This is a genomic window from Paenibacillus monticola, assembly GCF_009664975.1.
GTDB classification, from domain to species: domain Bacteria; phylum Bacillota; class Bacilli; order Paenibacillales; family Paenibacillaceae; genus Paenibacillus_AQ; species Paenibacillus_AQ monticola.
In genome coordinates this window covers 12,786-27,728 of record NZ_WJXB01000003.1, presented here as the reverse complement: position 1 = coordinate 27,728, position 14,943 = coordinate 12,786, and the positions used below count along the sequence as shown (strand labels likewise).

At 41.4% G+C, this 14,943-nt stretch carries 17 protein-coding genes; 15 read left to right on the top strand and 2 right to left on the bottom strand.

From position 1 onward, the window contains the following. Positions 1–1,176, top strand: a complete 1,176-nt coding sequence (locus GJB61_RS09225) for a sugar ABC transporter permease (protein WP_338115731.1) — start codon at positions 1–3, stop codon at positions 1,174–1,176. Positions 1,177–1,477: 301 nt separating this feature from the next. Here GJB61_RS09225 and GJB61_RS32550 read toward each other — a convergent pair whose 3' ends face one another. After that, positions 1,478–1,525: a hypothetical protein gene (locus GJB61_RS32550; RefSeq protein WP_420819743.1), complete on the bottom strand. Its 48-nt coding sequence runs from the start codon at positions 1,523–1,525 to the stop codon at positions 1,478–1,480. 344 nt (positions 1,526–1,869) lie between these two features. On the opposite strand from GJB61_RS32550, the gene GJB61_RS09215 reads away from it, so the two are divergent. The 14 genes from GJB61_RS09215 to GJB61_RS09150 all read left to right on the top strand — a co-directional run bounded on the left by GJB61_RS09215 (position 1,870) and on the right by GJB61_RS09150 (position 14,169). Beyond that, the gene (locus GJB61_RS09215; protein WP_154118236.1) at positions 1,870–3,048 is read left to right on the top strand and encodes an MGDG synthase family glycosyltransferase; all 1,179 of its coding nucleotides are present in this window, start codon (positions 1,870–1,872) and stop codon (positions 3,046–3,048) included. Between the two features lie 34 nt (positions 3,049–3,082). Continuing rightward, positions 3,083–3,676: a YkoP family protein gene (locus GJB61_RS09210; protein WP_154118235.1), complete on the top strand. Its 594-nt coding sequence runs from the start codon at positions 3,083–3,085 to the stop codon at positions 3,674–3,676. Between the two features lie 84 nt (positions 3,677–3,760). Then, the gene (locus tag GJB61_RS09205) at positions 3,761–4,411 is read left to right on the top strand and encodes a polysaccharide deacetylase family protein (RefSeq protein WP_420819739.1); all 651 of its coding nucleotides are present in this window, start codon (positions 3,761–3,763) and stop codon (positions 4,409–4,411) included. Positions 4,412–4,514: 103 nt separating this feature from the next. Next, entirely contained in the window at positions 4,515–5,303 is a 789-nt protein-coding gene (locus tag GJB61_RS09200) for a CPBP family intramembrane glutamic endopeptidase (protein WP_195724293.1), read from the top strand. A gap of 235 nt (positions 5,304–5,538) precedes the next feature. Continuing rightward, the gene (locus tag GJB61_RS09195; protein ID WP_154118232.1) at positions 5,539–6,114 is read left to right on the top strand and encodes a polymer-forming cytoskeletal protein; all 576 of its coding nucleotides are present in this window, start codon (positions 5,539–5,541) and stop codon (positions 6,112–6,114) included. Between the two features lie 167 nt (positions 6,115–6,281). Next, positions 6,282–6,998 carry a lantibiotic protection ABC transporter ATP-binding protein gene (locus GJB61_RS09190; protein WP_154118231.1) on the top strand — a complete coding sequence of 239 codons (717 nt, stop codon included), beginning with the start codon at positions 6,282–6,284 and terminating at the stop codon, positions 6,996–6,998. Then, on the top strand, positions 6,991–7,737 hold the full coding sequence (locus GJB61_RS09185; protein WP_154118230.1) for a lantibiotic immunity ABC transporter MutE/EpiE family permease subunit: 747 nt from the start codon (positions 6,991–6,993) through the stop codon (positions 7,735–7,737). The genes GJB61_RS09190 and GJB61_RS09185 overlap by 8 nt, the downstream gene beginning before the upstream one ends. Before the next feature lies 1 nt (position 7,738). Further along, entirely contained in the window at positions 7,739–8,506 is a 768-nt protein-coding gene (locus tag GJB61_RS09180; protein WP_154118229.1) for a lantibiotic immunity ABC transporter MutG family permease subunit, read from the top strand. Between the two features lie 81 nt (positions 8,507–8,587). Further along, on the top strand, positions 8,588–9,247 hold the full coding sequence (locus GJB61_RS09175) for a response regulator transcription factor (protein WP_154118228.1): 660 nt from the start codon (positions 8,588–8,590) through the stop codon (positions 9,245–9,247). Next, complete coding sequence (locus GJB61_RS09170) at positions 9,238–10,605, top strand: sensor histidine kinase (RefSeq protein WP_154118227.1); 1,368 nt, start codon at positions 9,238–9,240, stop codon at positions 10,603–10,605. The genes GJB61_RS09175 and GJB61_RS09170 overlap by 10 nt, the downstream gene beginning before the upstream one ends. A gap of 149 nt (positions 10,606–10,754) precedes the next feature. Beyond that, positions 10,755–11,435 carry a response regulator transcription factor gene (locus GJB61_RS09165; RefSeq protein ID WP_154118226.1) on the top strand — a complete coding sequence of 227 codons (681 nt, stop codon included), beginning with the start codon at positions 10,755–10,757 and terminating at the stop codon, positions 11,433–11,435. Then, positions 11,432–13,183, top strand: coding sequence for a sensor histidine kinase (locus GJB61_RS09160; protein ID WP_154118225.1), 1,752 nt, complete (start codon positions 11,432–11,434; stop codon positions 13,181–13,183). The genes GJB61_RS09165 and GJB61_RS09160 overlap by 4 nt, the downstream gene beginning before the upstream one ends. Further along, complete coding sequence (locus tag GJB61_RS09155) at positions 13,176–13,667, top strand: hypothetical protein (RefSeq protein ID WP_154118224.1); 492 nt, start codon at positions 13,176–13,178, stop codon at positions 13,665–13,667. The genes GJB61_RS09160 and GJB61_RS09155 overlap by 8 nt, the downstream gene beginning before the upstream one ends. A gap of 25 nt (positions 13,668–13,692) precedes the next feature. Beyond that, positions 13,693–14,169, top strand: coding sequence for a GNAT family N-acetyltransferase (locus GJB61_RS09150; RefSeq protein WP_154118223.1), 477 nt, complete (start codon positions 13,693–13,695; stop codon positions 14,167–14,169). Here GJB61_RS09150 and GJB61_RS09145 read toward each other — a convergent pair. Next, positions 14,162–14,938 carry an AraC family transcriptional regulator gene (locus tag GJB61_RS09145; RefSeq protein WP_154118222.1) on the bottom strand — a complete coding sequence of 259 codons (777 nt, stop codon included), beginning with the start codon at positions 14,936–14,938 and terminating at the stop codon, positions 14,162–14,164. The genes GJB61_RS09150 and GJB61_RS09145 overlap by 8 nt on opposite strands. Positions 14,939–14,943: the final 5 nt, after the last annotated feature.

Sequence of the window (14,943 nt, the reverse complement as noted above, 5' to 3'; positions counted from 1 at the left end):
GTGAAAATACTTAACGAAGCGAAGTCGTTGATCAAGGTTAATATTCGGGACTATGGAATGTATATTGCATTATTCGTCATTATGCTGACATTTTCAATCTTGACTGATGGATTGTTTATGTCCTCTCGGAATATTAGTAACTTGATTGATGCCACAGGTTATATTGCTGTATTGGCAGTTGGGATGACGTTAGTCATTGTTATTCGGCATATTGATTTATCCGTCGGGTTCGCGGCTGGATTCTTAGGAGCAATCGCAGCTATCCTTCTAACCCAGGCTGGAGTTTCAGTATATCTTACGATTCCAATCATCTTAGTATTGGGAATTGTTGTCGGCATGTTTAATGGTTTCTTGGTTGCCCAAATGGGGATTCCTTCGTTTGTCGCTTCATTGGCGGGCATGTTGATTTTTAGAGGGGCACTCTTGCGTGTAACGGAAAAAACAGGAACGATCATTGTTAAGGATGAACATTTTAATGCGATTGGTAATGGGTTTATACCCTCGCTGGCAAAAGTGGGGAATTTGAATTTACTTTCACTGATTGTAGGCGCATTAATTATTGTCTTATTTATTTACTTTGAATTCTCTAAGCGAAAAAACAAACTCCATTACAATTTTGAAGTGATATCGAATGGTATGTTTACAGTGAAAGTTGTATTCATCTCCGCGATCATTGCTTATATCACTTGGATTCTAGCAGGCTACAACGGATTTTCCTGGACGGTAGTTATTGTACTGATCGTGGTTGTGGTCTATCAATTTTTGACGACTTCTACCGTAATCGGGCGGCATATTTACGCCGTCGGAAGCAATCCGGAAGCTGCGCATTTGAGTGGGATTAGTGTCAAGAAAATTACGTATATTGTCTTCGGGTCCATGGGAATGTTGACCGCGCTGTCGGGTATCCTCTTTACGGCCCGCTTGCAATCGGCAACGACAACTGCGGGAACCTTGTTTGAGCTTGATGCGATTGCCGCTGCTTACGTAGGTGGTGTATCTGCTGCCGGCGGTGTCGGTAAAGTTACAGGTTCTATTATCGGTGCAGTTGTAATGGCTTCACTCTCCAGTGGTATGAACCTGCTTGGCGTCGGAATTTCTTATCAATATATGATCCGTGGCGGTGTGTTAGCCGCGGCAGTTATATTCGATGTCATTACTCGTAAACAAAGAGCATAGATTAGGGTTATGTTGAGTTGTTAAAAAAACGCCGGGCGCTAATGTGCTCCGGCGTTTTTTTGAAGGGCAAGAATTTAGGAATTCAGGCGCTTATAATTATCATGAGCAATGCTAAGCAATGCTGTATATAAGGGTTGAATATTGAATTTCTTGCCGAACTCGAATTTATAGAGTGAAGTCTGTAAATTGTTCGATTTATGATACGGTGAGGTGATGTAATGAAGTGTATGTTCGCAATTGTCGAAGCCGGTACCCGCTGTTTCCATAGAGACTTCATAAATGGAACTAAGGTGGATCGATGCTACTCGGTCTTCTTCCCGGTAACTCCCTGATGGTCAATCAGTATCAATCTGTCATCTGTAATAACAAATATATTAATAGCAGTACACTGTTAATATTCCCCATAAGCAGCTATTTTCCTGCTTTTCCTACTGCTGGATTGTAGAGTTAGGGAGTTTACGCTCACTTTCTGCATATCAAAACATTACTTTTCACAGATCTAAGCAGGGATAGACCGTTGGATGGCGTCAAACATAAGAAGACATAAAAACCGGAACTTAAGATTTTAGTAAGATTTGGGTAAGAAAAAAGAAAATTCAATTATGTAGTATTAGAAATAAGGAAAAAGATAGCTGATAAAGGTGAGTACAGTGAGGTTAACTTATACATTGCACAGGGGGGAGATTGAGGTTGATGAAAGTAAAGAAATACGAGAAAATATTGATTCTGTCCGGCACTCTGGGAGATGGACATATGCAAGCAGCGAGAGCAATGCTGGAGGCGTCAGCGCTGTACAGACCGGGTATGGTCGTGGAAGTAGTTGATTTTATGTCCTGGATACATCCTTATATGCATACCTTTGAGCGGTACTGCTTCTTGTTGTGGGTGAAGCATTTTCCTTCATTATACGGTTATATGTTTCAAAAGACACGTAGGGACAACTCTTTATCCCGGTTATTAAAGCAGCTCCGTTCATTCAGCATTCAGCGAATGGTCACACTGCTGCAGGAAGCCAACCCTACATTACTGGTCAGTACTTTCCCGCCTGCGGCTGCGGCAATTTCTCTGCTGAAGGCAAAAGGGCTGATTGATGTGCCGGCGGTTACAGTCATTACTGATCACACTGATCACAGCTATTGGATACATCCACATACCGATCTCTATTTGGTGGGTTCTGAGCGGGTACGTTTGGCCTTGCAGCGAAGGGGCATATCAAAGACGATCATTACTGTGACGGGTATCCCCGTGCGTCCAGCCTATAACCAGACTTTGGACAAAAGAAAATTGCGGGTGAAAAATGGTCTAAGCCCGAAAGTTTTTATTGTACTCGTCATGGGTGGGGGAGAGGGGATCATTAACAAGTCCTTCATAGATCAAGTAAATTCGGAGACCCTGCCGCCAGATATTCATTTCAATATCATTTGTGGGCGCAACGAAAAATTAATGAAACGCCTGCAAGGAGAATTCCAGAACAGACCTAATGTGCAGATAAAAGGCTATGTGGAAGACATTCATGAATGGATGGCAATGGCGGATGTATTAATAACTAAACCAGGGGGCCTCACTACCTCTGAAGCGCTGGCAAGTCGGCTGCCCATGCTTCTTTTTCAGCCTCAGTATGGACAAGAACGGGATAACGCAGATTATTTGATCAGTGCTGGAGCAGCTTGGGAACTAGGCATTTGCCAGTTACAGTCTCAATTGCAGCAACTTTTAAATAACCAAGAAATTTTGAGTGAGATGAAAGAAGCGGCTAGAAAGCTTATGCATAAAGACTCTGCCCGGCTTGCGATAAATGAAATTTTGAACGTGCAGCAACATGCTTTGAATGAAAAATGGGATTCCCCAGAGCAGCATTTGGCATTTATTTAATAGAGAAGACAATAGTTCGTAGGAAGGTGATCATATGGGCTTTAAAATACGCAAAACCACGGTGCAGTCCGCCTGGATGATGTGGGAAAAAGCTTTTTCGGTGCTTTCACATTTTCGAGGATCGTATACGGAGCACTTTGGTATATGCACTGTGATGCTTAAAAAGCACAGAGGGCAGGCCATTATATGCCAGGACACCACTGTCATCAAACAGGGAGAGTGGGTGGGTGAACTCCACCTTGATAATGGAAGCATCCTGAAGTTGATCCAATCTGAAGGCTCGGATCGTGCTGCACTCCAAACAGCCCGCATGTTGCGTACATCCATGAAGCAAATTAATAAAGCTTTCGAATCGCGCTCTGAGTTCAGGCAAGTCAAGGCTTTACTGGGTATTACACTGCTCCATCGAGGATTGACACACGGTCTTGGCTTTGAACAACAGAAGATGAAGTCCGGTATCTTTGAGCATATCACTACCCTCTATCTTCGATTGCTGCTATCTGCCATGCACCCAGAAGGAAGACAAAGGATCAGTCGGCGAACAGAACAACTAGTGCCGATGCTGCTGATTCATTCACGGTCCTCACTGAAGAATCGTTTCTCGCCTGGACAGGAAATGTCTGGATAAGGTACATCTTGATTAAAGTAAGAGATAGGGGGAGCCATGCTTACATACCTTGTGGGAGGAATACTGTGCATTGCCACTCTGTACATGTTTGTTCCGAGTATGATTACACGAATAACAGGCTTTGGTGTCTTTCGTAAAGGAACGATAAAAAAACAGGTGGCCTTCACCTTTGATGATGGACCACATCCGCATTATACGCCGAAATTACTGGATTTATTGAAGCTATATCAAGTGAAAGCAACTTTTTTCGTGCTTGGATCGCAAGCTGAGCAGAATCCTGAACTTATCCGAAGAATGGACCGGGAAGGCCATCAGATTGGTATTCATAATTATTGCCATACCTCCAACTGGATGATGCTGCCCAGTACCATCAAGCGCGAACATCTGGACCGCTCCGCTGATATTATAGAGTCGATTGTCGGAATCAGACCCAACCATTACCGCCCACCTTGGGGATTAATCAATATATTTGATTTCTTCCGTTATAAGCAGTATCGGATTGTTCTGTGGTCGCTGAAGGCGGGGGATTGGAATAGCCGGGTCTGTCAGACCCAGTTGCAGTCAACCTTGTTAGGCCGTATTACCGATGGATCTGTTATATTGCTTCATGACAGCGGTGAGACGATGGGTGCGGACCGGAATGCTCCTTATTTTATGCTGCAAGCTTTGGAAGAAGTGTTAAATCAATTGCAGACAAGAAACTTGCACTTCGTTCGTCTGGATGAAATGGCTTGACGGAGTGGTTTAGCTCACTGCACCGAACTTTGTTTTCTAGTTATAATTCAGATAAGAGTATTGAATTATAATGAAAATTTGTAAGATAAAAGGAGAGAGTTCGATGAAAGAAAATGTAGCAGCCAAGGGACATCCGATTCTATTTTCATTAATGTTGGGGGTAGTACTTACTTTGTTGATAGCTGTGGCGTCTGCAGTCGCGACTATATTAGAGTTTGATGACACAGGTATTATGTTTGCTCAAGGGTGTGCATTTTTCCTAATGGCTGTAATAGTTACTGTGTACATGAAAAAGAAAGATCGCTCTATGAGGCTATTTGGTTTTAAATGGCTGGATATTCGTAAAGAAAAGGTAACGTTATATTATATACCCTTGCTTGTTATAGTAGCGGTTCAACCGATAATGGGTGGTTTCAACCTAGAGCTTAGTGTTACTGAAATTGTACTTATATTAGTTTTTTCACTACTTGTTGGTTATACAGAGGAGTCCATTTTTAGAGGGATTCTCAGAGAAAGACTACAATCCAAAGGAACCCTATTTTATATCATTTTTTCTTCGATCTTCTTCGGTATCCTACATATGGCTAATGCACTAAACGGAAGTGATCTCATACATACTTTATTGCAGGTGCTCAATGCTTTCCTTATCGGTTTTATTCTTGCTTTGCTTATAGAAACTACACACAACATTGTTCCTTTAATAGCTTTCCATTTCATGTTTGATGCCCTTGCCCAAATGACGAACACTACTATTACAGATAAAGAAGTATTAGTTGTATCTATCTTAAATATTTTGTGTTTGATATACGGCGGCTATTTGATTGTTGTATTGATGCGTAGAAGAAAGCTGACCAAATCGTTATCGGACTCGCTGATAACGCCTGGAAATTAGTGAACAGTGGTGGGGAGAATGGAGCGATCAGCCTATAATCAATTGAGATTAAGAATAAGGATTGTAGCGGGGATTTGTGCAAACATAAGAAGGTTTGAGTATGATTCTATATCTTAAGTTGAGGGTATAAACTGCGCAAATACGAAAAAAGACACAAATTTGTGAAATTAATCACGTGCATAATCTTAAATTTTGATATATAATTACTATATTATAGAAAATAGGGGGAAATGATATGAAGAAGATATTTACAAGTATGCTAGTGGCAGGAGTTTCGATTGCGGTGTTATCTGGTTGTGGTTCGAATAATGCAGCCAATGAGGCAGCTACAACTGCTCCAGCCGCTACAACTGCTCCAGCCGCCACAACTGAACCGGCAACCGATGCTGTAACTACAGCTTCAATCGTAGATGAAGCAGCTGCATTTACCAATGCTGTAAGCGCAGATGGAAAATGGATTATTGCTATTCTTAAAGACGTAACTGTTGATCAAGACGTTGTAGTAGCTGGTGAATTCCATGATAAAGGCGCCGCTGACGGAGACATCTACCGCAAGCTTGCTCTTTATGCACAGGATGCAGATCACAAAATCACAGCATCTTATATCCTTACTGCTCCAAAAGTCACTGTGCAAAGTGAAAACTTCAAAGTCCAAGGCGGAACAATCAAGGGTGATGTTTATGTTGAAGCCAAAGGATTTACTCTTGATAAAACAGCTACAGTAGATGGTAACCTTTACTTTAAGAGCGAAGATTTGAAAACAAGCGCTGTACTTGAAGGAAAAGTAACTGGAGCAACAGAAATCAAATAATTCTGTAACTGCACTGATAACTTTAAATAGGGAAAGCCTGTAGACAAAGTCGGTAATAGCGGCTTCGTTTACAGGCTTTTTTTTCGAGTTTACTTTGAAGGAGCTTCATAAAATCCTTAGATTTGCCCTTTATCATGAAATATATGGCAAGCGAAAGGATGATCACAATGGAATCATATTTACTACAGACTGAGAATCTATGTAAAAAATTTGGAGGGCAGTGTGCGGTCAATAATATCTCTTTAGCCTTAAAAAGAAATTCAATCTATGGCCTTTTGGGGCCAAATGGTGCAGGAAAGTCAACTACGTTAAAGCTTATAACGGGTCTATTGCATCCAACTTCCGGCAAGATCATCTATGACGGCCATTCGTGGAGTCGGAAAGACCTAAAAGACATAGGTTCGCTAATTGAGTCTCCCGCACTTTACGGAAATCTTACAGCCGTAGAAAATCTGAAAGTTCATACGAAATTGCTTCATTTGCCGGATTCCCGGATACAGGAAGTCCTTGAGATCGTTGATATGCAAACTACGGGAAAGAAAAGGTCAGCACAATTCTCTATGGGTATGAAACAGCGTTTAGGTATTGCCATAGCGTTATTAAACCATCCAAAGCTATTGATTTTAGATGAGCCCACTAATGGACTCGACCCCCTTGGGATACAAGAACTGCGTGAGTTGATTCGTTCTTTCCCCACAAAAGGTATCACTGTGATCTTATCAAGCCACATTCTTTCCGAAGTGGAACAGATTGCTGATCATATCGGTATTATTAGTAATGGAATACTCGGTTATCAGGATAAAATTCAGCACGGGGATGATCTGGAAGAATTGTTTATGAAGGTTGTTGTGGGGAACAAAAAAGAGGTGAAGGATTATGATTAATTATTTACTATCCGAAAATTTGAAATATAGACGTACCTTTTCTCGCAAGCTTATTGTACTTTCCCCTATGTTTTTTATTTTGTATTCGTTCTTTACCCTATCAAATTTGGGGTCGCAGAATAACTATTTCATTACTTTGATATTTAACTGGTGGCCGCTCCTTTTTATGCCTGTGGGCTCAGCCTTGCTATGTTCACTGTCAGATGCGAAAGAAAGGAAATCAGGGAATTACCGAGGCTTGCGTACACTTAACATTAATGCGGCAGTAATGTGGTTTAGTAAAATAGTGATCATTGCTTACTATATGTTTCTGGCTTCTGTAATACTGGTAGCCATTGTTTTCTTAGCTGGGGTATGGATGCCAAGTAACTCCGCACCCTTTCTACAAATTTCCGCAGCAAGCTTGACAATATGGGTGACTTCAATCGGTTTAATACCTGTTTACTTATTTTTTTCAACATGGATGGGAACGGCTGCGGCAATGGGAATTAGTGTTGCTGGAATGGTGACAGGCATTATGATGTCTACAGAGTCAAGTTGGATAATGATCCCGTGGAGTTGGGGCCTTCGATTAATGTGTCCGATTATTGGGGTACACCCGAATGGTACAACGCTGCCAGCAAATGATCCACTGCTTAATTCTTCTGTAATACCCATGGGTATTATGATATCACTAGTATTTTTTGTGGTTATGTCTTTGCTAACAGCCATTTGGTTTTCGAAAAGGGAGGCTCGATAATTTGAGTTTATTCAGAGCCCTTTCTTCAGACTGGTTGAAAACAAAATACACATCAATCAGGTTGATTGTTGTGACTGTGCCCATCCTTTATCCCCTTTTTATGCTGTGGTATTTCACAAAGCAAAGTTCACAAAGTCAAATTTACGATGCTTTTTTTATGGTTATTTCTGTTGCCATGCCCATCATAGCTGGCTTGCTTTGCGGGCTGACTGGAATGCAGGAGGAAAGCGCAGGAAACTTTAATGCTATTCTTGGTTCAACCCTTACAAGAACAGTAAGTTACATTAGTAAGTTCACTCTACTAATATTGATGACCGCAATTTCAATTTTCTTTTCAACATTAGTTCTTTTAGCGGGGATGAAATGGTTTTTAAACGTTGAGAAGATACAGGTAGGGGGTTTTTTACAGGGAGCGATGTTTGTTCTGCTTGGTTCTCTAATTTTATTTGCTCTGCATTTATATTTGAGCTTTGCTTTTGGGATAGGAGCTTCCGTTGCCTCAGGTGGAGCCGGTTTTTTAATCGCTGCAATTTTTGGGGGTACGATAGTTGGTGATCATATCTGGCAGTATGTCCCCTGGACATGGGCAGCACGACTATCACAGCTACCAGAGGTTTTTATCCGAGATTTCCAAGCACCATCAGGCATGAATCTTCCAGCTTTTTTTAGAGAACAGCTTAGTATGGGAATGTCTGCCGTTATAACAGGTACTATCTTTGTGCTAATAGGCAGTATCATTTGGTTTAATCGTTGGGAAGGCAGAAAGTGATAAATCGCCATTACGCAAAATAATTAATAATTTATACTAAAAAGAGTTAAGCTCTGTGGTTTTAGAAAAGGAGATAGTGTTATGGCAAAGGTGCTAGTCATTGATGATGAACCCGATATATTATCGCTTGTTAAAAATATCCTTGTTAAGGATAATCATGATGTGGTTACTAAGAATAGTGCCATAGGAATTTCACTTAATGACTATTCATACTACGACATCATCCTGTTGGATGTTATGATGCCAGAAATTGACGGTTTTGAATTATGCAAACAAATAAGAAATGTTGTAGATTGTCCTATTATGTTTCTGACCGCAAGATCGTTGGAAAATGATATCATGTTTGGTTTGGGAAACGGCGCAGATGATTATATTACCAAACCATTTGGCGCGGGCGAGCTTCGTGCAAGGGTCAATGCACATCTGCGCAGAGAGAACAGGGAAAAGCGGAGTGTTATGAGTGTATCTGGTGTGAAATTCAACTTAAGCGGGAAAGAGATATTTGTGAATGAGCAAAAGGTGAGTCTCACTAAAAGCGAATATTTTATTTGCGAATTTCTTGCGCGTTATAAAGGGCAGGTTTTTTCTAAAGAAAAAATTTACGAGAAAGTATACGGTTATGATGGAGAAAGCGACAGTGCGACGATTACGGAACACATCAAGAATATTCGCGGGAAACTTGTGGCTTTTGAGATTTCTCCCATTGAAACGGTTTGGGGGATTGGGTACAGATGGTTATAAAAGAAGGGGCCATAACGTTAAAAACTGTTTTCCTCAGATATTTGCTAACCTTATGTTTTGCCTTTGGGCTTACACTGATATTTTTTGCGGGAATCGTAGCACTTTGCTTCCAAGAAGAACTCCTGTACCCAGCGAACTATAGTGAAACGCTTGCCAGGCAGGCGAAATCTGTGCTCGAGTCTGCGTCTATAATTACTGAAGACATGATCCCCGCTGGCAGTAGCTATGCAATATTCAATAATAACTACGATGTGCTTCAATCGAATTTAGACAGTCAGGACTTAATTGAAGCCAAAGAATATGCTCAAGGCCTCTATCAAAATAATGGGAGTATTAAAAACTATTACACAATTCAGCGGCAAGATGGTGTATGTGTTCTGCAATATTATATTAGTCTGCGTTATAATTCGGAATTTCTACAACGGCATTTTCTAAGTGTTCAAACACTATTGATTATAATGTTCCTCTGCATACTCATTGTTGCTGTATTTTTAACCTCAACACTGTATGCCCAACAATTAAACAAAAGATTAGGAGTCCTGATCTCTGCCACGAACCAAATCAAAAGTAAAGATCTGGACTTTGAAGTATCTTTTTCGGGGATTAAGGAGTTTGATGATGTGATCTATTCTTTATCTGAAATGAAAACAGAATTAAAGAACTCCTTGGAACAACAATGGAATCTTGAACAGGTGAAAAAGGAGCAAATTTCTGCGCTTGCCCATGACCTGAAGACTCCTTTAACCATTATCAAAGGGAATGCAGAATTGCTGTCTGATTCAACGTTAGATCAAGGACAGCAGGAATACATCGAATATATTTCAAAAAATGCCCAACAAATTGAAGAGTATATCAAGACATTAATGGAAATTTCAAATTCCGCTAAATCTCTGTCATTTCAAGTGGAAAGAGTAGATTTGTCTAGTTTTATAGAGACCATCCACGATCAGATTGAGGCACTTGCGAATACAAAAGGGCTAAAGGTGGAGTTTGTGCAAAATAATATTCCCACAGAAGTTATGATCTGCCACACTCTGATTCATAGGGCGATCATGAACATTGTTTCAAACGCAGTTGTTTACTCACCCTACAACGGAAATTTAGGCTTTGAAATCAAATCGATAGATAACAAGCTCAGCTTCATTACTACAGACAGTGGCAAGGGTTTCTCAAGTGAAGATATGAAATCGGCTACTAAACAATTTTATATGGGTGATTTCAGCAGGACATCGAATATTCATTATGGGATAGGTCTGTATATTGCTGATTCAATTGTAAAGTTGCATGGAGGAAGGCTCCATATCGTCAACTCTCCTCTCACGGGTGGTGCACAGGTAACCTTAGAGATTCCAATTTGACGTTGTAACAGTTTCTGTGTATGGACAGCCTCGATATTTGTACTTCTTCTGGAATTCAGATAAAATACACACGACGTACACAGCAGTCCTCTATAGTGGGGCTTGTAGATATATAAATAAGGTTGTAAGTGGAAGTGGAGTGCACACCAATGAAACGAAGGATCTTGTTAGTTGAAGATGATATGCTCATGCGTGAATTTATAACGGATTATTTCAAAAAGGAACAATGGGAAGTATATGAGGCAGAGAACGGCCGTCTTGGGCTGGAGATTTTTGAACAGACTTCGGTGGACCTGGTTGTTCTGGATATTATGATGCCAGAAATGGATGGATGGTCGGTATGCAGACGTATTCGTGCAAAGTCGGACGTACCGATTATCATTATTACGGCTAGGTCGGAGGACGATGACCAAATACTGGGGTTCGAGCTTGGTGCGGATGAATACGTAACGAAGCCTTTAAGTCCAAGGGTCTTAGTAGCTCGTGCTACTGCATTAATGAAAAGAACTGAAGGAACCATTGGACGTGAAGGAGATACAATGCTCTATGGTGATTTGTTGGTAAATAGAACGGCACATACGGTATCCATGGCAGGAATAAAGATTAATCTGTCGCCAAAAGAGTATGATTTGCTTCTCTTTCTCATTAAGCATTATGGAAAAGTTGTATCCCGAGAGTATATATTGGACGCCGTTTGGGGCTACGATTATTTAGGGGATTTGCGCACAGTGGACACCCATATCAAAAAATTAAGAGCCAAGCTGGGAGACGAAGGTCAGTATATCTGTACCGTCATTCGTTCAGGCTATAAATTCGAGCTGGAATCATGAAAAGACAGGGTGTAGTTCTCAAACTGTTCATTGTAACCACAGTTCTGATCTTACTCGTTTTTTCGTTGGTTATGCTTGCCGAAGGATTGTTTTTTGAACGGTTTTATCGTTCGTCCAAGATTAATACCTTAGAACGGAATATGAATCAATTCACGGAACAATTCAAACAGACCGAATCCAGTGAACAATCGCGGCTGCTTGGCTCATTTATGAATCATAATGATACAAGCACCGCCATTTTGAACAACCGGTTTGAACGAACACCCATAAACCCCTATTTTGTGAAATTACAATCAGAGGGGAAGACAATTACGATTCGTATCCCCATGGATGGAACACCAATGAATTACATCCCGGAAGGGATTGAGATCGGCAGTATGCTGGTGGTCGATGGTATTTTTATGGATGAGTTGGATACGATCATGCAGCCAGTGGTCATACAGCAGACAAAGGTAAGTCTCGAAGAGGGTTTGGTACGGGTAAAGGGGATGGTAACGGACTTCATACTGCCTGAGCTGCGCTCGTATAACCCTCTTTATCAGGATGCTTTAATAGATGATGCTATTCGGGACTGGCTATCAAAAGTAGAACAATATCAATCCCGTCTGCAAAACGGTGCGCTAGTACAGATGGATTGGCAGGATAAATGGAGCGGTGTCAATTATGCAGTTCTGATTCGCTCACTCGCAGAGGATAGCAATGGGGGCGGATATGTATTCGTCATGACCTCTCTGCAGCCAGTCGGGGAAGCGGTTGGGGTCCTCAAGCAATATTTTGTGTATTTGGCGCCAATCATTGTTGTACTTGTGGTTATTTTGTCGTTGATTTATTCCAGAATTGTATCTCGTCCGTTAGTGCTGTTAAATCGCTCGGCGGGACGTCTTGCCAGGTTAGACTTTACCGAGCAGCCTGAAATTCATTCGAAGGATGAGTTTGGTGAGATGTCCCGCAGCCTGAATACGTTGTCGCAGAACTTGAATACAACCTTAATGGAGCTAACAAGTGCGAATATGAAACTGCAGGAGGATGTTGCCGAAAAGCAGCGGTCAGAGCAGCTTCGTAAAGAGTTGATTGCGAACATCTCCCATGAGTTAAAGACCCCTTTGGGGATAGTAAAAGGTTTTGCAGAAGGTCTGCAGGATGGGGTGGCCAGTGAAAAGAAAGAGCGTTACCTGGCCCTCATTGTAAATGAGACGGATCGGATGAATGCTTTAATTATGGATCTGTTGGAGCTTTCCAAATTCGAAGCCAGGGCCATCCGGCTACAGCCAAGAAGTATATCCTTAACAACGCTTATTCAAAAGGTGGCAGATTCATTCTCTCAACAGTTGGAGAGTAAACATCTTCAATTCTGGATAAACACAGTTGAAGTGGAAGAACTGTTTGTTAAGGCTGACCCCAGACGAATGGAGCAGGTTGTTCTAAATTTATTAAGTAATGCTATTCGGCATGCCGTGGAGAAGAGTGTCATTACCATTGAGATCAAGCGCATGTCTCACGGAGAGATGACTACAATAATCGAGAATACCGGTTCGCCCATTGCCGAGGAAGATTTGAGCAGAATTTGGGATCAATTCTACCGGGTGGAGCGATCACGGGATCGTAAATCCGGTGGGACGGGTCTGGGACTTGCGATCGTCAAACATATCTTGGAGCTTCATGAGAGCAAGTTCAGTGTGGTCAATACCAAACAAGGTGTCGCATTTTCTTTTACATTAAATGAAGACAGAGGAGAACTCCATGAATAAACAGAAAACCATCTATCTTATTTCAGCACTAACTGTGCTGCTTCTTACTAGCGCGTGTGGTAATCAGACTAGCTCAGGCTCAGCGGACAACGTTAATCCGGTACCAACAGCAACCGAACCAGCGAAGACTGATGCTAACGATTCAGCAGCAAACTCTGACAAGGAAATCCTGATCATCATTGACCAAACCCTCAAACCCATTGAGGGGAATAGCTTCGATTTTGTCGTAAATCAACGTCCAGAAGGTTTCGCTTTAGCTGAAATGCAATGGGTATCCAAGAATAATACGATTGTGAATTCGATTCAAGAGGCCATTGAGCATGGAGGAAACGGGGAAGATGGCTTTTATATTAGTGGAAATGGACAATTCATGGGCTTCTTCTACCCGGATACGATGAAAGGCGAGGAAGGGCAGGTTGTATTTCTATTCAAGGATGCTGAGGGGAAAGAGCTAACCTGGAAAAAGGAAATAACTTTGAAATGATTTTGGGATTTCGGAGGGAGAACTTATGAGTATACGTGTATTGCAGGAAACAGATGCTCGATTCTACCAAGAATTACGATTGAGTTCGTTAATGATCAACCCAGAAGCATTTGGATCTACGTACGAGAGAGAAGTGGAATTTTCATTAGAAACTATAGTGGAGCGAATTAAACCGTCTAAGGACAAATTTGTTCTAGGTGCATTTGATAGTAGTGGTTCGTTAGTTGGAATTGTGACTTTCATGCGCGAAAACAGCCTTAAAGCTGTACATAAAGGGAATGTTTATGGAATGTATGTAGCACCCGAAATGCGAGGGAAAGGTTTGGGGAAATTACTAATGCTTGAACTAATAACAAGGGCGAGGGATTGCGAGGGTTTGGAACAAATAAACTTAACAGTAGTATCTGACAACGACTCCGCCAAAAAGCTGTATAAGTCTGTAGGATTTAAGGTTTATGGCGTGGAACAAAAGGCCTTGAAATTAAGATGTAATATCAATTGAGCTGTGACATGTATTCATACGCGGTTATTCCGAACACACTCTTAAAATGCCTGTTCAAATGAGTAAGATCCACAAATCCGTATTCAGCGACAGCTGTATAGATATCCTTGTTCTTCTCAATGGACTGCTTGGCATGTTCTACCTTGCTATTCAAAAAAAACTGATAGGGCGAAATTCCGGTATGAGCCTTAAACTCGCGAATGAACTGATATTTGGACAGATTAAATTCTGTACAGAGGTCGTCAAGCTTCAGCACATTGTCTATGTTGCAGAACATCATTTCCTTCGCTCTTTTGACAAGTGCACTATTATTTCTGTGAGCAGTATTTATTTCGGTATTGGAAACAAGGTCGACTAGGGTTAACAGCAGCTCGCTGCACAAAGATTCATCTTTACCGTTCTGAATAGCCTGGCTGAGGGACAATATACATTGCGCCAATTGGGCATCGTAGACGATAGGGGAGGAGAAGTGCACCAATTCTTTCTTGCCCATTATCTCTAGAAATAAGGCTGGTTTGATATAAAGCATAACATAATCAATGCCAGCCCTATCAAATGAGCTGCCGTCGTGATACTGCTCGGGATTAAACAGCATGACGCCATTTTTATGGGAGGACTGAAAACTGCCGTCAAGATTATATTGTTGGATGCCACGCAGGGTAACACCGAGCGCATATTCCTCATGACAATGCTTTTTATAAGTGAAATCAGTCATGCTTGCCGATAATGCGAGGATATCTGCCGACTTCTTGTAGTTGAATTTCTCCATACCCT

Bases quoted from the DNA above. Each gene is read 5' to 3' on its own strand.
- GJB61_RS09175 (WP_154118228.1), top strand. From the start codon at position 8,588: ATGGCAAAGGTGCTAGTCATTGATGATGAACCCGATATATTATCGCTT.
- GJB61_RS09210 (WP_154118235.1), top strand. From the start codon at position 3,083: ATGGGCTTTAAAATACGCAAAACCACGGTGCAGTCCGCCTGGATGATG.
- GJB61_RS09200 (WP_195724293.1), top strand. From the start codon at position 4,515: ATGAAAGAAAATGTAGCAGCCAAGGGACATCCGATTCTATTTTCATTA.
- GJB61_RS09205 (WP_420819739.1), top strand. From the start codon at position 3,761: ATGTTTGTTCCGAGTATGATTACACGAATAACAGGCTTTGGTGTCTTT.
- GJB61_RS09195 (WP_154118232.1), top strand. From the start codon at position 5,539: ATGAAGAAGATATTTACAAGTATGCTAGTGGCAGGAGTTTCGATTGCG.
- GJB61_RS09150 (WP_154118223.1), top strand. From the start codon at position 13,693: ATGAGTATACGTGTATTGCAGGAAACAGATGCTCGATTCTACCAAGAA.
- GJB61_RS09145 (WP_154118222.1), bottom strand. From the start codon at position 14,938: ATGGAGAAATTCAACTACAAGAAGTCGGCAGATATCCTCGCATTATCG.
- GJB61_RS09185 (WP_154118230.1), top strand. From the start codon at position 6,991: ATGATTAATTATTTACTATCCGAAAATTTGAAATATAGACGTACCTTT.
- GJB61_RS09155 (WP_154118224.1), top strand. From the start codon at position 13,176: ATGAATAAACAGAAAACCATCTATCTTATTTCAGCACTAACTGTGCTG.
- GJB61_RS09160 (WP_154118225.1), top strand. From the start codon at position 11,432: ATGAAAAGACAGGGTGTAGTTCTCAAACTGTTCATTGTAACCACAGTT.
- GJB61_RS09215 (WP_154118236.1), top strand. From the start codon at position 1,870: ATGAAAGTAAAGAAATACGAGAAAATATTGATTCTGTCCGGCACTCTG.
- GJB61_RS09170 (WP_154118227.1), top strand. From the start codon at position 9,238: ATGGTTATAAAAGAAGGGGCCATAACGTTAAAAACTGTTTTCCTCAGA.
- GJB61_RS09190 (WP_154118231.1), top strand. From the start codon at position 6,282: ATGGAATCATATTTACTACAGACTGAGAATCTATGTAAAAAATTTGGA.
- GJB61_RS09165 (WP_154118226.1), top strand. From the start codon at position 10,755: ATGAAACGAAGGATCTTGTTAGTTGAAGATGATATGCTCATGCGTGAA.